This window comes from Sphingopyxis granuli (assembly GCF_001559015.1).
GTDB classification, from domain to species: domain Bacteria; phylum Pseudomonadota; class Alphaproteobacteria; order Sphingomonadales; family Sphingomonadaceae; genus Sphingopyxis; species Sphingopyxis granuli.
Window position 1 is genome coordinate 2525536 of record NZ_CP012199.1, and the last position, 20368, is coordinate 2545903.

A 20368-nucleotide genomic window follows, 5' to 3' on the forward strand; every position below is an offset into this window, starting at 1 on the left:
GTCAGGTTGGCAACAATGTCCGTCCCGGGGAGGGTTTCAGTCGGCCTTTTCGCCTTGATCGACCTTTTTCACCGTATCGATGAAGCGCGTCAACTCCTCGACCGCGCTGTCGATATCGTCGCGCTGACGGCGCAACAGCGAGATGCGCTCCTGGCATTTCTCGATCGTCACCTGCCGCTGCAGCCTGCGGCCGTCGCCGACGTCGTAGAGGTCGATCATCTCGCGGATGTCGGCGAGGCTGAAGCCGGTGCGCTTGGCGCGCAATATCCACGCCAGCCGCGCGCGGTCGCGCTTCGAATAGATGCGCGACAATCCCTTGCGCGACGGACTGATGAGTCCTTCGTCCTCGTAAAAGCGCAGCGCGCGCGCGGTCACGCCGAATTCGGTGGAAAGATCGGTAATGCTATATTGCTCACGCCCCAGATGATCGGGCGTGTCGATATGGGCGTGGCCGTATTCTTCGGTCATGCGGGCAAGACTAGTTTCCGTTGACGTGAACGTCAAGGGCAGCAGGTCGGGTGGAAAGCCCGCGAGTCAGCGATCGCACGGCCGGAACCTGTTGCCGTCTTTTCCGGCGATCTGCAAGCGTCTCGCATCCTCTTCCGACCAGCTCGCGCGCGGGAGGCGGAGGCCAGCGAGCGACGCGCGCTCGGGGCAGAGGTTGGCGCATTGCGGCGGCAGGCGCCCCGGAAGGGCAAGCTCGTCGTCCTCCTCGCGCACCGCCACGTCGCACCCCGGCGTCCCGGCGAACGACAGGCGCCACCGCCCCTCGCCTTCCGCCGCGCGTACGAGCGTTCCCTTCGTCGTGCAGGAAAGGCCCGGACCGAAGGCGGCGGTCAGCGCGAACCGCCACCGCCCCGGCCCGTCGGGCACCACGCACATCGCGTCGCGGCCCAGGTCGTGGGCGCGCTCGAACACGCCGGCGGGCTCGCTCGCCTCGGCCCGGACGATACCGCGTTCGCGCGCCGCGCGTTCGAGCGGGTTGCGCGTGTCGATCGCGCCCTCCCCGTCCCCCGGCGGCGGCGAGCCGCATCCGGCAAGCAACGCCAGCGCGCCGAACAGCAGGCCGTCAGCCCTGCGCATCGTCGTCCAGAAAAGTCAGGCCGCCGTCGGCCTCGACCCGGCGATAGAAGCACGACCGGCGCCCGGTGTGGCACGCGGGTCCCGCCGGACGCACGCGAAGCAGCAGCGCGTCCTGATCGCAATCGACACGCATCTCGACGACGGTCAGCCCGTTGCCCGAGGTTTCGCCCTTGCGCCAGAGCGCCTGCCGCGACCGCGACCAGAAATGCGCCTGTCCGGTCGCGCGCGTCCGCGCGATCGCCTCCTCGTTCATATGCGCGACCATCAGCAGGGTCGAACGATCGGCATCGACGACGATCGCGGTCAGGAGGCCTGCGGCGTCGAAGCGCGGCAGGAAACGGTCGGTTGCATCGCGGGACGGGTCCATGAAACGGCGCTTTAGAGCAGGATCGGCGGGGCTGTCACCCCACCGCGGCCCGTCCGGGCGACCGGAAGGCGAAATGAGGGGGCGACATTTGCCATTGCCGCTCCTATATGCGCGGCAGTCCCAGCCCCCCTGCCCCCGGATTGACATGCTGACGACCCATCCTTTCGACGACGACAAGCTCCGCGAGGAGTGCGGCGTCTTTGGCATCCATGGCGCCGACAGCGCCGCCGCGGTCGCCGCGCTCGGCCTGCACGCGCTGCAGCATCGCGGACAGGAAGCCGCCGGCATCACCGCCTTCGACGGCCGCGATTTCCATACCCACCGTGCGATGGGCCATGTCGCTGGCAATTTCGACCGCGACGACATCATCCGCCAGCTTTCGGGCGCCGCGGCGATCGGCCATGTCCGCTATTCGACGACGGGCGAGACGGCGCTGCGCAACGTCCAGCCGCTGTTCGCGGAGCTTGCCACGGGCGGCTTCGCGATCGCGCACAACGGCAATATCTCCAACGCCATGGCGCTGCGCAAACAGCTCGTTCGGCGCGGTGCCATCTTCCAGTCGACCAGCGATACGGAGGTGATCATCCACCTCGTCGCCACGTCGAGCTATCGCACCCTGCTCGACCGCTTCATCGACGCGCTGAAGCAGGTCGAGGGCGCCTATTCGCTGATCGTGCTGACCGCGGAAGGCATGATCGGGTGCCGCGATCCACTCGGCATTCGGCCGCTCGTCATCGGCCGGCTGAACGACGCCTATATCTTCGCGTCGGAAACGGTGGCGCTCGACGTGGTCGGCGCCAAATTCGTCCGCACGGTCGAACCGGGCGAACTGGTGATCGTACGCGACGGCGAACTCATCTCGCACCACCCCTTCGCCAGCCATCCGGCGCGGCCCTGCATCTTCGAATATGTCTATTTCTCGCGCCCCGACTCGATCGTCGACGGCACCAGCGTCTATTCGGTGCGCAAGGCGATCGGCGCGGAACTGGCGCGCGAGAATCCGGTCGATGCCGACCTCGTCATCCCCGTCCCCGATTCGGGCACGCCCGCCGCTATCGGCTATGCGCAGGAATCGGGCATTCCCTTCGAACTCGGCATCATCCGATCGCACTATGTCGGGCGCACCTTCATCCAGCCGAGCGACAAGGTCCGTCACCTCGGCGTCAAGCTCAAGCACAATGCCAACCGGGCGCTGATCAACGGCAAGCGGGTCGTGCTGATCGACGATTCGATCGTGCGCGGCACCACCAGCCTCAAGATCGTGCAGATGATGCGCGATGCCGGCGCCGCCGAGGTCCATATGCGCATCGCGAGCCCGCCGACCTCGCACAGCTGCTTCTATGGCGTCGACACGCCCGAGCGCGCGAAGCTGCTCGCCGCGCAGATGACGGTCGGACAGATGGCGAATTTCATCAACGCCGACAGCCTCGCCTTCCTGACCATCGACGGCCTGTATCGCGCGCTCGGCGAAGCGCGGCGCACCGACGCCTGCCCGCAATATTGCGACGCCTGCTTCACCGGCGACTATCCGACCACGCTGACCGACTTCGACGAGAACAGCCTGGAAGATCAATTTTCACTGCTTGCCGAGCGGGTTGTCTGACGAAATGACCAAAACATCCGAAGAACTGGCGGGGCAGGTCGCGCTCGTCACCGGCGCGAGCCGCGGCATCGGCGAGGCGATCGCCTATTCGCTCGCGCAGCGCGGCGCGCATGTTGTGATCACCGCGCGCACCGCGGGCGGGCTCGAGGAACTGGAGGATCGCATCCATGCCGCGGGCGGCAGCGCGACGATCGCGCCGCTCGACCTGACGGACGGCGACAGCATCGCGCGGCTGGCGAGCGCGATGGCCGAGCGCTGGCAGCAGATCGACATGCTGGTGATGAACGCCGCGATGCTCGGCACATTGACCCCCGTCGCCGCGATCGACGGCAAGGAATTCAACCGGCTGCTGACGCTGAACCTGATCGCGCAACAGGCACTGATCGCCAATTTCGACCCGCTGCTGCGGCGGTCGGCGAACGGCCGCCTGCTCGCGCTGTCGACCGGCGTCGCGCGGAATCCGCGCGCCTATTGGGGCGCCTATGCAGCGTCCAAGGCGGCGTTCGAGACGCTGGTGACCTGCTATGGCGCCGAAATGCGCAACATCTCGACCGTGCGCACCGCGATCCTCGACCCCGGCGGCACGCGCACCCAGATGCGCGCCCGCGCCTATCCCGGCGAGGACCCGCAGAGCATCAAGGACCCGGCGGCGGTCGGCGAATATGTCGCACAGCTGATGGTCGAGGGCTTCGACAGCACCGCCTATCATGCGCTTCCCAAGGTGATGGAAGAGGCTTAACGCGATCTTTGCTTTCCTGTGGCAACAGGCTTGCTCGACAGGACCAATTCGCAAAGGCATCGGGAATGAGCAGCAACATCCTGCGTTCGGCGATCGCGGCCGTGGCCGGCATCGTCATCGCCTTCGGCCTGATCTGGCTCGCCCAATATGCGGGCAGCGAATTGTCGCCCGATGTCTATGATCCGCAGACCGGCGAAGTGCTGATCCCGGTCGGTTCGACCGTCGCGCTGCTCGTCGGCTGGTTCGTCGGCACCTTCGCCGGCGGCTGGGTCGCGATGCGCGTGTCGGGCGGCACGGGCGCGGGATGGATCGTCGCGGGCGCGGTGATCGGCGCCGGCGTCTATCGCGCGGTCACGCTCGCCGACGCCTGGTGGATCATACTGCTCGGCATCCTGATCCCGCTCGCCGCCGCATGGGCAGCGCAGCGCGCCACCGCCGTCGCGGCGCCCTGATCCGCGGCCCGGTGAGCGCCGGGAATACAGCATGACGCCTTGGAAGGAATCGTCATTGCGAGCGGAGCGAAGCAATCCAGGGCGGTTTACGCCACTCTGGATTGCTTCGCTCCGCTCGCAATGACGGAGAAGTTTCCGCGCCTTCGCGGGGATGCCGATGAAGGTCCCGGTTTTCGCTGGCAACGTGATTTTCGCGGGATGGCTATTGGCCTTCCCGGTCCACCGCCGCCTGCACCTGCTTGTAGAAAGCCTCGCGCGCCGCGCCGACGCCCTCGGGGTCGGTCGCGGTCGGCCAGTTGCCGTTCGACGCGATCACCAGCCGCCGCTTCGGGTCGATGAAGATGCCCTGGCCGAAGATGCCCTGCGCGGCGAAGCTGCCGTCGTCGTTGGTCCACCATTGATAGCCATAGCCGCGCCCCGGCATGTCGATATCGGCCTGCTTCGTCGTCGCGGCGGCAAGCCAGTCGTCGGGCAGCACCGTCTGCCCGCCCGCGACGCCGCCGCCGAGGATGAACTCGCCGAAGCGCGCATAGTCGCGCAGGCTCGCCGACAGGCAGCAGCCGCTGATCTCGTGCCCCGTCGGGCCGAGCATCCACACGGCGTTCTGCTCCATCCCGAACGGCCGCCAGACCTTTTCGGACAGATAGGCGGACAGCGTCTTGCCGGTCGCGCTCGATACGAGCACCCCGATCAGATTGGTCTCGCCGGTCTTGTAGACCCACTTCGACCCCGCGGGCGCTTCGCGCGGCAAGGTCTTCATATAGCTGACCGTTATATCCTCACCCGGGACCGGCTGTTGCAGGTTGAACTGCGCGACGTCGGATTTGGGATCGGTATAATCCTCGTTCCATTTGACGCCCGACGTCATCATAGGCCGAACCTTTCAGCCCCGGGATATAGGCGGTGACCTTGTCGTCGAGGCTCTTGATGAAGCCGTCCTTCACCGCGGCGCCGACCAGCGTCGAGGTGAAGCTCTTGGCCACCGAAAAGCTCGTCCAGCGCCCATCGGCGGCATAGCCGAGCGCATATTTCTCGAGGCGTATCTTCCCGTCCTGAACGATGATCAGTCCGGCGTTGCGCTGCCCCGCCATATAGGCATCGACGTCGATGCCGAGGTCGATCGGCGCGCCCTGCGGCAGCGGGTGGACCGGGCCGCCCGCCTCGACCGTGTGGACGACCACCTTCGGGACCGTCTCCATCGTGCGAAAGGCGAGGTCACGCTGGTCCTGGCTCCAAAACAGCACGTTCAGATCCTCCGGCAATTGGGTTGTCGTCTGGGCCGATGCGGGGGCACTCCCCACGGCCGCCGCGGCGCAAAGCAGCGCCGCCATTGCAAATCGTCGCAAATCCGCTCCCCTTCTTCCTCTTTTTCAGCCCGCCTTTTCGAGCGTGACCTGCGCGACGTCGATGCCGCCGCCACGGAAACCGCCCTCGCAATATTGCAGATAATAGCGCCACAGGCCGACGAAGCGGTCGTCGAAACCGGCGGGCAGGCGCCCGTCGCCGACCGCCGCGTCGAAGCGCGCGCGCCATTCGCGCAGCGTTTCGGCATAGTCGCCGCCGAACCGCCGGACGTCGCGCCACGCCAGCCCGCGCGCTTCGGCGAGCGCCCGGAAGCGGCTTTCCGAGATCAGGCAGCCGCCGGGAAAAATGTGGGCCTGAATGAAATCGCTGCTGGCGGCATAGCGCTCGAACAGCGCGTCGTTGATCGCGATGTACTGGATCGCCGCCTTCCCCCCGGGCCGCAGCAGCCGCGCGATCGTGTCGAGATAGGCGGGCCAATAGGCCTGCCCCACCGCCTCGACCATCTCGACGCTCGCGATCGCATCGAACGCGCCGGTCATGTCGCGATAGTCGCACAGGGCGATGCGCGAGCGGTCCGACAGGTCGACCGCGGCCAGCCGCGCGGCGGCGACCTCCGCCTGCGCCGGCGACAGCGTGATGCCGGTGTAGAGGACGTCGTGCCGCTCGACCGCGCGCTCGGCCAGCGCGCCCCAGCCGCAGCCGATCTCGAGCAGGCGGCTGCCCGACCGCAGGTCGAGCCGGTCGAGGATCGCATCGACCTTCGCCGCCTGCGCCTCCTCCAGCGTCTGCGCGGCGTCGGTGAACAGCGCGCTCGAATAGTTCAGCCCCTCGTCGAGCCACAGGCGGTAGAAATCATTGCCGAGATCGTAATGCGCGAGGATGTTGCGGCGCGCGCCGCGGCGGCTGTTGCGATTGAGGAAATGCGCGGCGCGATTGATCCAGCGCCATGGTCCGCGCGCGCGGGCCACCCGGCCCAGCGACTCCGCGTTGCGCATGAACAGATCGAACAGCGGCACCGGGTCGACCGACGACCATTCGCCGCGATCCCATGCGCGATACCAGCCCACCGAGCCCGAGAGCGCAAGGCGAACCAGCGCGGACCAGCTCTGCACATGGACGACCGCGACCGGTCCCTTGCCGCGGCCACCCAGCATGCGGACGCTGCCGTCGGGCAGATGCCCCTCGATCGCGCCATGGTCGAGCCCCGCGTCGATGCGGTCGAGCTGGCGGTGGAAGAAGGCGGCGGGCGCGTGCCGGATCAGCCGCGCCGCGAGCCCGCCGGAGCGGAACGAACGCTCCGCCCCCAGCAGCCTCTCGCCGCGCGCCTTCCTGACATGCGTGTTCATAGACCTTGTGTGCCGCAAAGCGGCGCGCAAGACAATCGCCTGTCGCGCGGCGCCATGACATCAGGGTCCGGCACCGTACATGGCGGAACCTAAAGGTCGGGTCCGCCTTCCTTCACCGTCCAGGTCTGCCCCTTCTTGAGCAGCCCCTGGAGGTCGGCCGTCTTGCCCGCGGCCGCCGCCTCGTTCTGGCGCCAAACATCGGCCTCGAAGGTCGGGCGCGGGTCGTCGTAGAGGACGCCGAGCGCCATCGGGAACTCGCCGAAGCGCATTTCGACCAGCATGTGCGCGACGCTGCGGTTGGTGACGTCGTGGACGATCACCCCCGCCGCCTGCCAGTCGCCGTCGACCACGTCGACGACCTTGAGCGTCAGCGCCGCATGGTCGAGCGCAATCCCCTTGGCGCCCTTGGCGAACAGCATCGGCTCGCCATGCTTCAGCCAGAGTTGGCGGTCCTCCGCCCCCTTGGGCGCGGCGAAATCCTCGAACACGTCCTTGTTATAGACGATACAGTTCTGAAAAATCTCGATAAAGGCCGCGCCCTTGTGGGCGTGCGCGGCCTTCAGCACGTTCGGCAGCTCCTTCGACACGTCGAAGCCGCGCGCGACGAAGCGCGCCCCCGCGCCGAGCGCGAAGGCACAGGGCTGCGCCGGGCGGTCGATCGAACCGAAGGGGGTCGAGGGGCTGTTCGTCCCGACGCGGCTCGTCGGCGAATATTGCCCCTTGGTCAGGCCGTAAATCTCGTTGTTGAACAGCATGATCTGGCAGTCGAGATTGCGGCGGATGACGTGCATCGTGTGGTTGCCGCCGATCGACAGCCCGTCGCCGTCGCCGGTGATGATCCACACATCGAGGTCCGGATTGGCGAGCTTCAGCCCCGTCGCGAACGCCGGCGCGCGGCCGTGGATCGTGTGGAAACCATAGCTTTCGACATAATAGGGAAAGCGCGACGAACAGCCGATACCGCTGATGAACACCGTATTCTCCGGCACCGCGCCGATGTCGGGCAGCGTGCGCTGCACCGCCTTCAGGATCGCATAGTCGCCGCAGCCGGGGCACCAGCGGACCTCCTGATCGGTCTCCCAGTCCTTGAGCGTCGTGGTGCGGGCGATGGTGGTCATCTCGTTCATGCTGTTTCCTCTCGGGGCAACGACGCTTTCGCGTCAGCCCAGCGCCTCCTCGATGGCGGCTTCGATCTCGGCGATGCGGAAGGGCTGGCCCGATACCTTGTTCACCGGTTTCGCGTCGACCAGATACTGGTCGCGGAGCACCGTCTTGAGCTGGCCGGTGTTCATCTCCGGCACGATGACCCGGTCGTAGCTCTTGAGCAGTTCGCCAAGGTTCGCAGGTAGCGGCCAGATGTGGCGGATATGGATGTGGCTGACGTCCGCCCCTTCGGCGCGCTTGCGGCGCACCGCCTGGTGGATCGGGCCATAGGTCGATCCCCAGCCGACGACCGCGAGCCGGCCGCCCTCGGCGCCGAGTTCGACGATCTGGTCGGGAACCTTGACCCCGTCGATCTTCGTCTTGCGCAGGTCGGTCATCGCCTGATGGTTGGCGGGCTGATAGTTGAGGTGGCCGGTGTCGACCTCCTTCTCGATCCCGCCGATGCGATGGAGCAGGCCGGGCGTTCCCGGCTTCACCCACGGGCGCGCCAGCTTTTCGTCGCGGCCATAGGGCTTGAATCCGCCCTCCGGCACTTCGGTCAGGAACTCGACCGGGAACGCCTCGTAAGCGGTCAGGTCGGGGACCTTCCACGGTTCGGCGGCATTGGCGATGTAGCCGTCGGTCAGCAGCATCACCGGCGTCATATATTGCGTCGCGATGCGGCACGCCTCGATCGCGCATTCGAAGGCGTCGCCCGGCGAGCGCGCGGCGATCACCGGCATCGGCGCGTCGCCGTTGCGGCCATAGACCGCCTGATAGAGGTCGGATTGCTCGGTCTTGGTCGGCAGGCCGGTCGAGGGGCCGCCGCGCTGCGAATTGACGATGACCAGCGGCAGCTCGGTCATGATCGCGAGCCCCATCGCCTCGCCCTTGAGCGCGATACCCGGCCCCGACGAACTGGTCACGCCGAGCGAACCGCCATAGCTGGCACCGATCGCTGAGCAGATGGCGGCGATTTCGTCCTCGGCCTGAAAGGTCGTGACGTCATATTCCTTGAGCCGCGACAGATGGTGGAGGATCGCCGACGCAGGCGTGATCGGATAGCCGCCGAAGAACATCGGCAGCTTCGCAAGCTGCGCGCCCGCAACGAGGCCGAGCGCGATCGCCTCGGCCCCCGTCAGCGTGCGATAGAGGCCCGGTGCGACGGGCGCCGGCGCGACGTGATGCTGCTTGAGCGGCCCCGACAGCTCGGCCGTCTCGCCGAAGGCGTGGCCCGCGTTGAGCGCCGCGATATTGGCGTCGGCGAGATTGGGGTCCTTGGCGAACTTCGCCTTGAGCCATTCGATCAGCGGCTGGCGGTCGCGGTCGAACATCCAGAGCGCCAGCCCCAGCGTCCACATGTTCTTGCAGCGCAGCGCTTCCTTGTTGCCGAGCCCGAAGGGCTTGACCGCGTCCATCGTCGCCTGGCTGATGTTGAGCTTGAGGAGCTGCCATTTGGCGAGGCTGCCGTCCTCGAGCGGGTTCGCGTCATATTTCGCCTTGGCGAGGTTGCGGTCGTTGAACTCGCCCTCGTCGGCGATGATCAGCCCGCCGGGCTTGAGCTGGGGGACATTGGTCTTGAGCGCCGCGGGGTTCATCGCGACGAGCACGTCGGGCGCGTCGCCCGCGGTCGTGATCTCGCTCGACCCGAAATTGATCTGGAAAGCCGAAACGCCGAACAGCGTGCCCTGCGGCGCGCGGATTTCGGCGGGAAAGTCGGGGAAAGTCGCCAGATCGTTTCCGGCCAGCGCGGTCGAAAGCGTGAACTGCCCCCCCGTGAGCTGCATCCCGTCGCCCGAGTCGCCCGCGAAACGCACCACCACCGCATCGGAAAGGGAGGACTCGGGTGCTGCCGCCTCGTCCGCTACCGCTGTCGCCATTCTATCTTCTGCCTTCAAAACCTGCGAACCGTGATTCGGCCTAGGCTCGTCCGCGCCAAGCCGCAATTGAGAAAAAATTGTCGGCGGCCAAGCAGCCGCGCACCCGCCATTCCAAAACCAGTTGTCAAATGCCATTGAATTATCCGCGGCGATGCCGAATAGCTTGCGCAGACCACAAGCAAGGGATCGACAGGATGACCGACGGCACCACCCCCTATGTCCGCCCCGATGTGGCGGGTTTTCTCGCCTTCCTGAACGCGCAGGAGGGCCCGAAGATGGAGGAACTGCCGCCGGAGGGCGCGCGCGGGATGATGCGCGCGATGGGGCAGCTTGCCGACGTCCCGCGCGGCGCCATCGCCAAGGTCGAGGATCGCACCATCCCGGGGCCGGCAGGCGCGATTCCGATCCGCATCTACGACGACCGCCCCGACCGCGAAGCGGGGCCGGTGATGGTCTTCTATCACGGCGGCGGCTTCGTGATCGGCGATCTCGAAACCCACGATCCCTATTGCGCGGAGGCGGCGCGCATCCTCGACATGCCGGTGATCGCGGTCGATTACCGCCTGGCTCCGGAACACCCCTTCCCCGCCGCGCCCGAGGATTGCGAAGCCGCGACACGCTGGGTCGCCGACAATTTTCCCTGCACCGGCCTGGTCCTGTCGGGCGACAGCGCGGGCGGCAACCTGACCATCGTCACGGCGCTGTCGCTGCGCGATCGGCCGGCGTCGAAACCGGTGATCGCCATCCATCCCATCTATCCGGCCGTGTCGACCCACAACGACTGGCAGAGCTACCGCGATTTCAAGGAAGGCCATTTGCTGACCGAAGCCGGCATGACCTGGTTCGGCGACCAGTATCAGTGGGTCGAGGACGATTACCGCGCCGCGCCGCTGAACTTCCCTGCCGAAGGCCTGCCGCCGACGCTGCTCGTCACCGCGGGCCTCGACCCGCTGCGCGACCAGGGCCGTGCCTATGCCGCCAAGCTGATCGAGGCGGGCGTGCCCACGACCTATCGCGAGGCGGCGGGCACCATCCACGGCTATATCTGCCTTTCGCAGGGCGTTCCGAGCGCCAGGGACGATATTCGCGGCAACCTGACCGTCCTCAAGGCGATCGTGGCCGAACAGACGGCATGAGCGACGCCGGCGCCCTGCCCTATCGCCCCTGCGCGGGGGTGATGCTGGCCAATCGGACCGGCCGCATCTTCGTCGGCCAGCGGATCGATTCGAGCGCCGACGCCTGGCAGATGCCGCAGGGCGGCATCGACCCCGGCGAGGATGCCGAAGCCGCGGCGCTGCGCGAGCTCGAGGAGGAAACGGGCGTCCACGCGGGGCTGGTCGACATCATCGCGCGCAGCCGGACCGAGCATCTCTACGACCTTCCCGACGATCTGATCGGCACGGTGTGGGGCGGCCGCTATCGCGGGCAGCGCCAGAACTGGTTCCTGATGCGCTTCATGGGCGAGGATGCCGACGTCCATATCGTCACCCCCCATCAGGAATTCCGCGCGTGGCGCTGGGCCGAGCTCGACGAGCTCGAAAGGCTGATCGTCCCGTTCAAGCGCGCGCTCTATCGCGCCGTGGTCGAGGAGTTCCGCCCGCTCGTTTAGATTCTGTGGGGATACGGTTTCGGCGCGGTTTCTCCCTCTCGTCACCCTGAACTTGTTTCAGGGTCCATGGTCTGCCCTCACCCGAAAGGCGGCGTAAAAGGGGAGGTCCGGCCATGGATGCTGAAACGAGTTCAGCATGACGAACGGATGAGGCAGCGCGCCAAAACCCGAATCCCCACAAGCCTTGATCTGCGCCCGGGACGGTGACTCGGATAGGGTGCACCAAGGGCGCACCCCACGGATTTCACACCAGGCTTACAATTGCCGGCCGCTTGCGATAGGCGCCGCCGCATGCGCGACGCGCCATCCCATGTTCCCGAGCCGCTGGCGCTCTATGCCATCGGGCTCGGGTCGAACCGTCGCCATGCGCGCCATGGCGATCCGCGGCGGGTGCTGCTGGCCGCGCTCGCCGCGATGGAGAGCGTCGGGATCGAGCCGGTCGACGCAAGTGCGATCATCGCCAGCGCACCGCTCGGCCCGTCGCGGCGGCGCTACGCCAATGCGGTCGCGCTCGTCGCGTCGCCGCTCAGCCCGCCCGAAATGCTCGATCGACTGAAGGCGATCGAGGCGGCCTTCGGGCGCCGCAAGGGCCAGCGCTGGAGCGCGCGGACGCTCGACCTCGATATCCTGCTCTGGTCGGGCGGGGCGTGGAGCGACGCGGCGCTGACCATCCCGCATCCAGAGATGGCGCGGCGCCTTTTCGTGCTGCGTCCCCTGACGACGATCGCGCCGCGCTGGCGCCATCCGCTGGCGCAGCACAGCATCCGCCAATTGCTGCGAAGACTCGAACGCCCGAGGCCCATCGACCGCAAGACACAGGCGCACGCGGCCGGCGGACGGTCGGGGGACTAGGTTTCGTTTACATTCACGCGGCACATTTGATGGCTGCGACGAGATTGAGGAAGCCAGCGTAGTTTCTGGCGAGCTTGTCGTATCGGGTTGCGATGCGTCGGAAGTGTTTGATCTTGTTGAAGAAGCGTTCGATGAGATTACGTTCTTTGTAGAGATGGGAGTCGAAGCTGCGCCATTGCGCGGTTGTTCGGCGCCGCGGGACGACTGGTTTTGCGCCGCTGGCGGCGATGGCGTCCATGGCGCGCTGCCCGTCATATCCCTTGTCCGCGAGAACATGTCTGGCCTGCAATCCGTCGAGCAGGCCTTCGATCTGGGTGATGTCGTTGCGCTCTCCGCCTGTCAGGAGGAAGCGGACCGGGTTACCCAAAGCGTCGGTAGCAGCATGGATTTTGGTGCTCAGGCCGCCTTTTGATCGGCCCAGCGCGTGAGCTTCAAACCGATCTTCGGATCGATCGCTTTTTTGGGGCACCGGCACTATGCTGATGCGCCCGCACGATGGTGCTGTCGACGAGGATGTACTCGAAGTCGGCATCATCGCTCAGCGCCGCAAAAAGCCGTTCCCAGACCCCATTGCGGCACCAGCGGTTGAACCGCTGATACACCGTGTGCCAGCGCCCGAACTCCTTCGGCAGAACGCGCCAATGCGCTCCCGACCGCGCCAGCCACAAGACCGCCTCGACAAACAGCCGATTGTCTCGGCCCGTCCGGCCAGGATCGCCTGCCTTGCCCGGCAAATGAGGTTCAATCCGCTCCCAAAGCGCGTCGCTTACTTCCTGTCGATCCATCCATGCCGACCTCCAAACAGCCAGCAGCTTGAATCACAATCCTGCGCCAATGGAAATCCTGAATGTAAACGAAACCTAGGCTCCGGAAGGTGAACCGTTCGGAGCGGGCGCGACGATGGTCGGGTCCAGCGGCACCTCCCTGGGTGTCGCATATCCCTGATAGCGGATCGCGTGCAGATCGGTCAGGCACTCGGCAACCTGGGCCCAGAAATCGGCTTCGGCCACTTCGCCGGATGCCTTGAACTGCTCGATCTTGCCGGCGATGATCCGCGGCGCATCGTCGCCATAACGGCTTTCGAACGCGAGCGCCTGGCCCCACAGGTCATGATCGGCATTGGCTCCCATATCGCGACTCCATTGTCTATGCCTGTGGGCTGCAAGGACGATATGGACCGCTCGCAATGGCTTCCATAACAAAGGTTAGGAACGCACGCGCGGTGCGAGCCCGTCAGTTTCGCGCAGCGCGCTATCGGCCGAAAGCAGACTTTCGAGCGCGAGCGCATCGCCCAGTGCGGCGAAGGACGCCGTATTGTCGAATATGCACCACGCCGGCGCCGTCGATTCCGCCTGCACGAGCTGCGCGCCATAGGCTTTCAGCCGATCGGCTCCATAGGGCGAATGATAGACGACCGGCGACCCGTGCAGCCGCCAATAGGAAAAGCCGCGCCATCCGCCGGGCATCGCCGCCGCAGGAACCCGGGCGGGATCGGCGGCGACCCGCGCGATCCGCAGGCTGGCGAGCAGGTCGTCGGCCTCGGCCGCGAACCAGCTTGCATGCCGTGGTTCGCACACCACGCGAGCCGCCGACGCGGCGGTAAGCTGGTGAAAGAAGGCTTCGGCAATAGCGGAATCGAAGACGAGCTTCGGCGGCAACTGAACGAGCAGCACGCCCAGCTTGTCGCCAAGACCGGCCGTCTCGTCGAGCAGCTTCGCGATCGGGTCGCCGCAATCGGCCAGCGCCCTTTCATGGGTGATCGTGCGGGGCACCTTGACCGAAAAGCGGAAATCGCGCGGCACGATGGCGCCCCATCGCGACCATGTCTCGGGACGGTGGGATCGGTAGAAGGATGAATTGACCTCCACGCACGAAAGCCGCGCGGCATAGCGTTCGAGCGCGAAGCCTTCGTGGGGAAAAGCGTCGGCGTAGCGCGCCGCGATGCTCCAGCCCGCCGTTCCGATCCTGACCGACATGTGTCTCCCAACGCCCTTGCGGAGCGGGCGTTCCGGTGTCGGCGGCCCTCGTCGAAGGCTTTATCCCGCCCGTTCCCTTCGGGCGAATTTCCGAACCGCGACGCAAAGCGCGATGGTCAGCGCAATCGCGGCGAGGTCGGCATACCAGTCGCCGATGTCGCCGTCGCGGTGCAGCGTCGGCACCGACTGCACGAACTCGATCAACGCGCCAAGCGCCGCCAGCGCCGCGAGGATCCAGAACCAGCGGACGGCGGGATAGGCCAGGAAGAACAGCAGGGTCAGCACCACGAAAGCCAGCATATGCTGCGATTTGTCGCTCTCGATCAGCATGGGGGGTTGCGGAGACCATGCGAACCAGAGCGTGACGAGCAGCGCCAGCCAGAAGAAGAGCCTGAACAATCGATCCATACGGCCGCCCTATACCGCATCAGGACCATGTGCGTGCAAGCACTTCCGCCCTCGCGTCCATCTCGCCAGGTTCGCTTTCGCCGACCAGCGCGTAGGACATGTCCCCGCGCCGCCAATAGGCGACCGACTGCGCGCCCTCGCGGATCGCGTCGGGCTGTTCGGGCGCCCCGTTCTTCCGGCGCTGCAGGAAGATGGAAAGCCGGTCGCCCTCCTGCGTCTGCACCGCCATCAGCAGCGCGGGGCCCCGCTCCGTCGGAAAGAGCTGTACGTCGGTGACCGTCCAGTCCTCCGGAACCGCGGGCACGGCGATGTTGGTCGCGCGGCGGATTTCCTGCGCGTTGAAGCGCGGCGCCTCGACCTGCGAATCCATCGCCGCGCGCAAAAGGGCGACACGGTGCGAGGTCAGCGCATCGTCGACATAGGCAGGCGGCGTGCGGATAACGATCGTCAGCACCAGCGCTGCCATTCCCGCGGCCGCCAGCCCGCCCAGCGGCGCCCAGAGCCGGCGCCACGCGGGTGCGGCGGAAAGCGAGCGCGCCGCCTCGATCAGATGCGCCGGCACCGGCTGCCGGCCGCGCGCGAGGAGTTGCAACGCGCTGCGCCGCCCCATGTCGCCCAGAACCGCCGCTGCCTTTTCGGGATGGCGGCGCAGATAGTCCTCGACCGCGAAACGGCCTTCGACATCGAGCTCGCCGTCGATATAGGCATCGATCTCCATATCGCTCGGTCCGTCAGTCACCCCGCCCTCCCACGATGCGCAGCGCGGTCGTCGGGACCGGCTGCTCGTCCAGTTCGCGAAGCGCCGTGCGCGCCCGGGCGAGCCGCGACATCACCGTCCCGACCGGAACATCCAGCAGGTCGGCGCATTCCTGATAGCTCAGCCCCTCGACCGCGGTCAGGTGCAGCACCGCGCGCTGATGCTCGGGCAGCGCCGCGAAGCAGCGCGCGATATCAGTTAGCCGGGCGTGATGTTCCTGCGCCGCGTCCGAATGGGCGACCAGCGTCTCGGCGAAGCGGTCGTCGCGCCGTCGCTCGGCCGCCCGCCGCCGGAGCCCGGAAACGAAGACGTTGTGAACGATCGCGAGCAGCCAGCGCCGGCGGCTCCGGCCCCGCTTGTAACCAGCATCGCGCTCGATCGCGCGAACGACGGCGTCCTGCACCACGTCGTCGGCGTCGTGGTGATCGCGCGCCAGCGCGCGAGCATAGCGTCGCATCGCAGCCAGCTCGCCGGCGATATCGTCGTCTTCATGGCGATCGGTCATCGCGGGCTCATATGCACCAAAAGCACCGGTTTCGCCATCGTCAGGCGACTTTCGCCAAGGTCGGAACGGATTCGCGGCGCGCGACGCGCTCATAGACGCGCGCGACCTCCGCCAGTATCTCGTCCCAGCGGAAGCGGTCGGCCGCGTCGCTCGCCGCGCGGCCCAGCAGGCGAAGGCGGGCCGGCTCGCCGATGAGCCGCGCCGCCGCGGCCGCATAGGCCCCGGCGTCGCGCGCCGGCACTAGCAGGCCGGTCCGTTCGTGATCGATCAGCGCCGACGCGCTCGCGACATCGGCCGACACCACGCCGAGGCCGGACGCCATCGCCTCCAGATTGACGTTTCCGAAGGCTTCGGTGACGCTGGGGTTGATGAGAAGATCGGCGCTCGCCACCGCCTGGCCCAGTTCGCTTCCTTCGAGCAGGCCCATGAAGGTCGCGTTGGGCAAACGGCGCGCGATCCAGTCGCGCGCCGGACCGTCGCCGACGATCATCGGGCGCACCGCCAACCCCTGCGACCGCAGTCGGGCGATCGTCTCGGCGAACAGGCCGAGCCCCTTTTCGAGCACCAGCCGGCCGAAGAACAGCGGCACGATCTCGTCCGGCTTGTAGCCCAGCCGGGCACGCAGCGCCTCGCTCCGCAGCGCCGGATGAAACATCGCGCGGTCGACCCCGCGCGACCATATCGAGACCTTCCGATCGCCGAAGCGGCTGGCCATCTCGTCGCGGATCGGCGGCGTCGGCGCGAGGATGTGATCGCTGTCGCCGTAGAAACGCGCCAGATAATCGACGACGGGCCGCCGCAGGAAGCCGAGGCGATAATAGTCGAGATAGGTTTCGAACCGGGTGTGCAGGCTCGCCACCACCGGGATGCCGGCGGCCCGCGCATACTTCTGGGCCTGCCGACCGAGAATGTCGGGCGCGGACAGGTGGACGATGTCGGGTGCAAAAGCCTCCATGTCCGCGCGGGCCGCGCGCGTGAAGCCGAGCGCGAGCCGATATTCGGGGCGCCCGGGAATGCAGGCCGAGCGGACCGACACGACGTCGCCGACCGAAGCGAAAGCCTTTTGCGGAGCCGTCGGCGAATAGATGCGCACCTGCGCGCCAGCCTGGCGCAGAAGATGGTCCACCAGACGGTTCAGGGCGCGGTTGGCGCCATCGCGAACGCAATCATAATTTCCGGAAAACAAGGCGATCCGCAAGGGAGCGGCCCGCGTGGACCGCGGATGGACAAGCAAGGGAGAGGAACGTGATAAAATGCCGGACATGCCAGGCATACGCCTGTCGCGGCCCGGTTATTCCATCGGCTCTCGCCCGATCTATGGAGCGCCGGTTCCCTCCCGGTCGATCAGCCCGGTGTCGAGCAGCGGCGCGGCGTCGATATCCGCGGCGCCCAGAAGCGCCGCCAGCCGCTCGGTACTCGCGAGGATCATCGCCTGTTCCCACGACGGCAGCGCGGCGAAGCGATGCGCGAAGATTTCCTGCAGCGCATCCGGCGCATCGGCGAGCCGCTGCCGCCCCTCCGCGGTCGCATCCAGGAATATCTGCCGCTTGTCCCGCTCGCTGCGCCGCCGCGTCACGAGGCCGAGGGCGACGAGCCGGTCGGTGATGGCCGTGATCGTGGCGTGGCTGAACTGGAGCCGCTGGGCGATCGTTCCCGGCGTGACCTCTTCCCGCGCCTCGACCTCGCGCAGGACGAGCAGTTGCGACGGGGTCAGGCCGGTCGCCGCTGCCAGCTTGCGGCTCCCACGATCGGTCGCGCGCAGGATACGCCGCAAGGCCTTCAGGGTCGCATTCGCAATCTCGGTCTGCATTCGCCCCTGTTAGCGGCACGGAGGGGCGGTACCAATCCCATTCTTCCCGATGAATGCGCACAAATATATTTCGTTTTATGAACCATTTTTCCCCACAGGGGTTGATCGCTTCTCAATAATGCGTATGTTTTTGCGCATCCCCACTCGCAATTTTTCATGCGACTCCGAAATATATTTCAGGAGATGAACGATACTGGATCAACGCCAGAATAATGAATCCTTGCCCTTGAGGCCTGTGTCGGACGCGGCGCCGGCATCGATGCCGGGTCTGCAACTGCGCAGACCGGTTGCCGAAGACGGACCGGCGATCACCGCCCTGATCGCGCGCTGCCCGCCACTCGATCGCAATTCCGCCTATTGCAACCTCATCCAGTGCGCACATTTCGCCGATCAGTGCATCGTGGCGGAAAAGGACGGCCGGATCGTCGGCTGGGTGTCCGGCCACCGCCCGCCGTCCGACCCGCACGCCTTTTTCGTGTGGCAGGTGGCGGTCGCGGTTGAGGGGCGCGGGAAAGGACTCGCCAGCCGGATGATCGGGGCATTGCTCGCCCGTCCGGCGCAGCAGGATGCAACGCATCTGACGACGACCGTCACCGACGACAATGATGCCTCGTGGGCGCTCTTTCGCGGCCTCGCGCGCGCCTGGGATGCGCCGTTCGAGCGCAGCGTCCTGTTCGACAACCAGACCCATTTCGCCGGTGCGCACGCCACCGAATATCAGGCCCGCATCGGCCCGATCGATCGCAGCAAGTTTCAGCAAGCACAGGGATAATCATGACCATGACACCTCAACCGTCCGGCGCGATTCCGGACAGGAGCATCTATGAGCGCCGTGAATCGGGGGTCCGCAGCTATGCCCGGTCGATGCCGCGCCAGTTCGGCAAGGCGGCGGGCGTGTGGATGCACGACAATCGCGGCGGCCGCTATCTCGATTTCCTGTCGGGCTGCTCGACGCTCAACTATGGACACAACCATCCGATCCTGAAGCAGGCGCTGCTCGACTATATCGGCGGCGACGGCATCGCTCACGGCCTCGACCTTCACACCGACGCGAAGGCGGCCTTCCTCGAAACCTATGAGGCGCTGATCCTGAAGCCGCGCGGGCTCGACTATCGCGCGATGTTCACGGGCCCGACCGGCACTAACGCGGTCGAGGCGGCGATCAAGCTCGCGCGCAAGGTCACGGGGCGCGAGATGGTCGTCGCCTTCACCAATGGCTTTCACGGCATGACGCTGGGCGCGCTCGCCTGCACCGGCAATGCCGCGAAGCGCGGCGGCGCGGGCGTGCCGCTGTCCCACGTCAGCCACGAACCCTATGACGGCTATCACGGGCCCGAAGTCGATACCGCCGACCTGCTCGCGCAGCGGCTCGCCGACCCGTCGAGCGGCCTCGACGCCCCCGCCGCGATCCTCGTCGAAACGGTACAGGGCGAGGGCGGCCTCAACACCGCATCGCCCGAATGGCTGCGCCGCATCGCCGCGCTGGCGAAAGCGCATGGCGCGCTGCTGATCGTCGACGACATCCAGGCCGGCTGTGGGCGAACCGGCTCCTTCTTCAGCTTTGAAGGGATGGGTTTCACGCCCGACATCGTCACCCAGGCCAAGTCGCTGTCGGGCATGGGGCTGCCCTTTGCGCTGACGCTGTTCCGGCCCGAATTCGACCAATGGTCGCCGGGCGAGCATAACGGCACCTTTCGCGGCAACAACCACGCCTTCGTCACCGCCACCGCCGCACTGCGCCATTTCTGGAGCGACGGGGCCTTCACGGCGGATATCGCGCGACGCGGCGACCTGCTCGCGGCGCGGCTCGATGCGATGGCCGCCGAGCATGGCTTCGAGACCCGCGGTCGCGGCATGATGCGCGGCATCAATGTCGGATCGGGCGAGCTTGCCGACGCGGTGACCGCCGCCTGTTTCGATGCAGGTCTGATCATCGAGACCAGCGGCGCGCACGGCGAGGTCATCAAGATCCTCGCCCCGCTTATCATCGACGACGCGCTGCTCGCGGGCGGCCTCGACATTCTCGAAACGAGCCTGCGCGAGGCGATGGCCGACGATTTCGCCGTCGCCGCCGAATAGGCCTCATCAACAGGAGACACATCCATGCTCATCCGCAATCTCGGCGATATCCGCAAATCGGATCGCAACGTCCGCTCGAACGGCTGGGTCAGCGCCCGCCTGCTGCTCAAGGACGACGATATGGGCTTTTCCTTCCACGTCACGACGATGTTCGCCGGCGAGGAATTGAAGATGCACTATCAGAACCACCTCGAAGCCGTGCTCGTCCTCAAGGGCACCGGGACGATCGAGGATCTCGCGACCGGCGAAATCCACAGGCTGCAGCCCGGCGTCATGTATGCGCTCAACGACCACGACCGGCACGTCGTGCGGCCCGAGACCGACATATTGACCGCGTGCGTCTTCAACCCGCCGGTCACCGGCAAGGAAGTGCATGACGAGAATGGCGCCTATCCGGCCGAGGCCGATCTCGTCGCCGCCGACTGAATCCATCCATCATCAGCAGGGGGACGTC

At 66.6% G+C, this 20368-nt stretch carries 22 protein-coding genes and 2 pseudogenes; 9 read left to right on the forward strand and 15 right to left on the reverse strand.

Annotated features, from left to right (window positions below; translation table 11 throughout):
- Nucleotides 1–36 precede the first annotated feature (36 nt).
- The 3 genes from SGRAN_RS11685 to hisI form a co-directional block, all read right to left on the reverse strand.
- Entirely contained in the window at nt 37–468 is a 432-nt protein-coding gene (locus tag SGRAN_RS11685; protein ID WP_067109923.1) for a MerR family transcriptional regulator, read from the reverse strand.
- 66 nt (nt 469–534) lie between these two features.
- The gene (locus SGRAN_RS11690; RefSeq protein ID WP_067183825.1) at nt 535–1083 is read right to left on the reverse strand and encodes a hypothetical protein; all 549 of its coding nucleotides are present in this window, start codon (nt 1081–1083) and stop codon (nt 535–537) included.
- Nucleotides 1070–1450 carry a phosphoribosyl-AMP cyclohydrolase gene (gene hisI / locus SGRAN_RS11695; RefSeq protein ID WP_067183828.1) on the reverse strand — a complete coding sequence of 127 codons (381 nt, stop codon included), beginning with the start codon at nt 1448–1450 and terminating at the stop codon, nt 1070–1072. The genes SGRAN_RS11690 and hisI overlap by 14 nt, the downstream gene beginning before the upstream one ends.
- Before the next feature lie 145 nt (nt 1451–1595).
- On the opposite strand from hisI, the gene purF reads away from it, so the two are divergent.
- The 3 genes from purF to SGRAN_RS11710 all read left to right on the forward strand — a co-directional run bounded on the left by purF (nt 1596) and on the right by SGRAN_RS11710 (nt 4244).
- A complete protein-coding gene (gene purF / locus SGRAN_RS11700) occupies nt 1596–3053 on the forward strand; it encodes an amidophosphoribosyltransferase (protein ID WP_067183831.1) in 1458 nt (485 codons plus the stop codon).
- 4 nt (nt 3054–3057) lie between these two features.
- The gene (locus SGRAN_RS11705; protein ID WP_067109934.1) at nt 3058–3792 is read left to right on the forward strand and encodes an SDR family NAD(P)-dependent oxidoreductase; all 735 of its coding nucleotides are present in this window, start codon (nt 3058–3060) and stop codon (nt 3790–3792) included.
- 65 nt (nt 3793–3857) lie between these two features.
- Nucleotides 3858–4244, forward strand: a complete 387-nt coding sequence (locus tag SGRAN_RS11710) for a hypothetical protein (protein ID WP_067183833.1) — start codon at nt 3858–3860, stop codon at nt 4242–4244.
- Between the two features lie 202 nt (nt 4245–4446).
- Here SGRAN_RS11710 and SGRAN_RS11715 read toward each other — a convergent pair.
- The 4 genes and pseudogenes from SGRAN_RS11715 to SGRAN_RS11730 all read right to left on the reverse strand — a co-directional run bounded on the left by SGRAN_RS11715 (nt 4447) and on the right by SGRAN_RS11730 (nt 9918).
- Nucleotides 4447–5575: pseudogene (locus tag SGRAN_RS11715) on the reverse strand (serine hydrolase domain-containing protein).
- A gap of 39 nt (nt 5576–5614) precedes the next feature.
- Nucleotides 5615–6895 carry an SAM-dependent methyltransferase gene (locus SGRAN_RS11720; protein WP_067183836.1) on the reverse strand — a complete coding sequence of 427 codons (1281 nt, stop codon included), beginning with the start codon at nt 6893–6895 and terminating at the stop codon, nt 5615–5617.
- Between the two features lie 89 nt (nt 6896–6984).
- On the reverse strand, nt 6985–8022 hold the full coding sequence (locus SGRAN_RS11725) for a 2-oxoacid:ferredoxin oxidoreductase subunit beta (protein ID WP_067109946.1): 1038 nt from the start codon (nt 8020–8022) through the stop codon (nt 6985–6987).
- Between the two features lie 33 nt (nt 8023–8055).
- On the reverse strand, nt 8056–9918 hold the full coding sequence (locus tag SGRAN_RS11730) for a 2-oxoacid:acceptor oxidoreductase subunit alpha (protein WP_067183838.1): 1863 nt from the start codon (nt 9916–9918) through the stop codon (nt 8056–8058).
- Between the two features lie 194 nt (nt 9919–10112).
- On the opposite strand from SGRAN_RS11730, the gene SGRAN_RS11735 reads away from it, so the two are divergent.
- From SGRAN_RS11735 to folK, 3 genes are all read left to right on the forward strand, one after another.
- Nucleotides 10113–11054, forward strand: coding sequence for an alpha/beta hydrolase (locus tag SGRAN_RS11735; protein WP_067109953.1), 942 nt, complete (start codon nt 10113–10115; stop codon nt 11052–11054).
- Nucleotides 11051–11527, forward strand: a complete 477-nt coding sequence (locus SGRAN_RS11740; protein ID WP_067109955.1) for an RNA pyrophosphohydrolase — start codon at nt 11051–11053, stop codon at nt 11525–11527. Before SGRAN_RS11735 ends, SGRAN_RS11740 begins: the two co-directional genes overlap by 4 nt.
- Before the next feature lie 291 nt (nt 11528–11818).
- Nucleotides 11819–12379 (forward strand): 2-amino-4-hydroxy-6-hydroxymethyldihydropteridine diphosphokinase, encoded by a 561-nt coding sequence (gene folK / locus SGRAN_RS11745; protein ID WP_082737220.1) that lies wholly within the window; start codon nt 11819–11821, stop codon nt 12377–12379.
- A 13-nt stretch (nt 12380–12392) separates the two neighbouring features.
- Here folK and SGRAN_RS11750 read toward each other — a convergent pair.
- From SGRAN_RS11750 to SGRAN_RS11790, 8 genes and pseudogenes are all read right to left on the reverse strand, one after another.
- Nucleotides 12393–13164, reverse strand: a pseudogene (locus tag SGRAN_RS11750) (IS5 family transposase).
- A gap of 75 nt (nt 13165–13239) precedes the next feature.
- Nucleotides 13240–13509 carry a DUF6961 family protein gene (locus SGRAN_RS11760; protein ID WP_067183845.1) on the reverse strand — a complete coding sequence of 90 codons (270 nt, stop codon included), beginning with the start codon at nt 13507–13509 and terminating at the stop codon, nt 13240–13242.
- A 75-nt stretch (nt 13510–13584) separates the two neighbouring features.
- Nucleotides 13585–14355: a DUF72 domain-containing protein gene (locus SGRAN_RS11765; RefSeq protein WP_067183847.1), complete on the reverse strand. Its 771-nt coding sequence runs from the start codon at nt 14353–14355 to the stop codon at nt 13585–13587.
- Nucleotides 14356–14415: 60 nt separating this feature from the next.
- On the reverse strand, nt 14416–14763 hold the full coding sequence (locus tag SGRAN_RS11770; RefSeq protein ID WP_148650861.1) for a VanZ family protein: 348 nt from the start codon (nt 14761–14763) through the stop codon (nt 14416–14418).
- A gap of 19 nt (nt 14764–14782) precedes the next feature.
- Nucleotides 14783–15502, reverse strand: coding sequence for an anti-sigma factor family protein (locus SGRAN_RS11775; protein WP_067183852.1), 720 nt, complete (start codon nt 15500–15502; stop codon nt 14783–14785).
- Complete coding sequence (locus SGRAN_RS11780; protein ID WP_067183854.1) at nt 15495–16025, reverse strand: sigma-70 family RNA polymerase sigma factor; 531 nt, start codon at nt 16023–16025, stop codon at nt 15495–15497. The genes SGRAN_RS11775 and SGRAN_RS11780 overlap by 8 nt, the downstream gene beginning before the upstream one ends.
- A 40-nt stretch (nt 16026–16065) precedes the next feature.
- Nucleotides 16066–17298, reverse strand: coding sequence for a glycosyltransferase family 4 protein (locus SGRAN_RS11785; protein WP_067183857.1), 1233 nt, complete (start codon nt 17296–17298; stop codon nt 16066–16068).
- 42 nt (nt 17299–17340) lie between these two features.
- The gene (locus SGRAN_RS11790) at nt 17341–17835 is read right to left on the reverse strand and encodes a MarR family winged helix-turn-helix transcriptional regulator (protein WP_067110876.1); all 495 of its coding nucleotides are present in this window, start codon (nt 17833–17835) and stop codon (nt 17341–17343) included.
- Nucleotides 17836–18094: 259 nt separating this feature from the next.
- Here SGRAN_RS11790 and ectA point away from each other — a divergent pair, with 259 nt between their 5' ends.
- From ectA to SGRAN_RS11805, 3 genes are read left to right on the forward strand one after another with little or no spacing between them, the layout of a single operon-like run.
- Nucleotides 18095–18607, forward strand: a complete 513-nt coding sequence (gene ectA / locus SGRAN_RS11795) for a diaminobutyrate acetyltransferase (protein ID WP_067187057.1) — start codon at nt 18095–18097, stop codon at nt 18605–18607.
- Nucleotides 18608–18609: 2 nt separating this feature from the next.
- Nucleotides 18610–19914 carry a diaminobutyrate--2-oxoglutarate transaminase gene (gene ectB, locus SGRAN_RS11800; RefSeq protein ID WP_210434130.1) on the forward strand — a complete coding sequence of 435 codons (1305 nt, stop codon included), beginning with the start codon at nt 18610–18612 and terminating at the stop codon, nt 19912–19914.
- Between the two features lie 24 nt (nt 19915–19938).
- Nucleotides 19939–20340, forward strand: a complete 402-nt coding sequence (locus tag SGRAN_RS11805; RefSeq protein ID WP_067110882.1) for an ectoine synthase — start codon at nt 19939–19941, stop codon at nt 20338–20340.
- The last annotated feature ends 28 nt before the right edge of the window (nt 20341–20368 follow it).

Excerpts from the sequence above, each read along its gene's own strand:
- purF (WP_067183831.1), top strand. The coding sequence starts at position 1,596 with ATGCTGACGACCCATCCTTTCGACGACGACAAGCTCCGCGAGGAGTGC.
- SGRAN_RS11705 (WP_067109934.1), top strand. The coding sequence starts at position 3,058 with ATGACCAAAACATCCGAAGAACTGGCGGGGCAGGTCGCGCTCGTCACC.
- SGRAN_RS11685 (WP_067109923.1), bottom strand. The coding sequence starts at position 468 with ATGACCGAAGAATACGGCCACGCCCATATCGACACGCCCGATCATCTG.
- SGRAN_RS11730 (WP_067183838.1), bottom strand. The coding sequence starts at position 9,918 with ATGGCGACAGCGGTAGCGGACGAGGCGGCAGCACCCGAGTCCTCCCTT.
- hisI (WP_067183828.1), bottom strand. The coding sequence starts at position 1,450 with ATGGACCCGTCCCGCGATGCAACCGACCGTTTCCTGCCGCGCTTCGAC.
- SGRAN_RS11780 (WP_067183854.1), bottom strand. The coding sequence starts at position 16,025 with ATGACCGATCGCCATGAAGACGACGATATCGCCGGCGAGCTGGCTGCG.
- SGRAN_RS11765 (WP_067183847.1), bottom strand. The coding sequence starts at position 14,355 with ATGTCGGTCAGGATCGGAACGGCGGGCTGGAGCATCGCGGCGCGCTAC.
- SGRAN_RS11760 (WP_067183845.1), bottom strand. The coding sequence starts at position 13,509 with ATGGGAGCCAATGCCGATCATGACCTGTGGGGCCAGGCGCTCGCGTTC.
- SGRAN_RS11720 (WP_067183836.1), bottom strand. The coding sequence starts at position 6,895 with ATGAACACGCATGTCAGGAAGGCGCGCGGCGAGAGGCTGCTGGGGGCG.
- SGRAN_RS11735 (WP_067109953.1), top strand. The coding sequence starts at position 10,113 with ATGACCGACGGCACCACCCCCTATGTCCGCCCCGATGTGGCGGGTTTT.
- SGRAN_RS11710 (WP_067183833.1), top strand. The coding sequence starts at position 3,858 with ATGAGCAGCAACATCCTGCGTTCGGCGATCGCGGCCGTGGCCGGCATC.
- ectB (WP_210434130.1), top strand. The coding sequence starts at position 18,610 with ATGACCATGACACCTCAACCGTCCGGCGCGATTCCGGACAGGAGCATC.
- SGRAN_RS11725 (WP_067109946.1), bottom strand. The coding sequence starts at position 8,022 with ATGAACGAGATGACCACCATCGCCCGCACCACGACGCTCAAGGACTGG.
- SGRAN_RS11785 (WP_067183857.1), bottom strand. The coding sequence starts at position 17,298 with ATGCCTGGCATGTCCGGCATTTTATCACGTTCCTCTCCCTTGCTTGTC.
- SGRAN_RS11770 (WP_148650861.1), bottom strand. The coding sequence starts at position 14,763 with ATGGATCGATTGTTCAGGCTCTTCTTCTGGCTGGCGCTGCTCGTCACG.
- SGRAN_RS11690 (WP_067183825.1), bottom strand. The coding sequence starts at position 1,083 with ATGCGCAGGGCTGACGGCCTGCTGTTCGGCGCGCTGGCGTTGCTTGCC.
- SGRAN_RS11740 (WP_067109955.1), top strand. The coding sequence starts at position 11,051 with ATGAGCGACGCCGGCGCCCTGCCCTATCGCCCCTGCGCGGGGGTGATG.
- SGRAN_RS11790 (WP_067110876.1), bottom strand. The coding sequence starts at position 17,835 with ATGCAGACCGAGATTGCGAATGCGACCCTGAAGGCCTTGCGGCGTATC.
- ectA (WP_067187057.1), top strand. The coding sequence starts at position 18,095 with ATGCCGGGTCTGCAACTGCGCAGACCGGTTGCCGAAGACGGACCGGCG.
- folK (WP_082737220.1), top strand. The coding sequence starts at position 11,819 with ATGCGCGACGCGCCATCCCATGTTCCCGAGCCGCTGGCGCTCTATGCC.
- SGRAN_RS11805 (WP_067110882.1), top strand. The coding sequence starts at position 19,939 with ATGCTCATCCGCAATCTCGGCGATATCCGCAAATCGGATCGCAACGTC.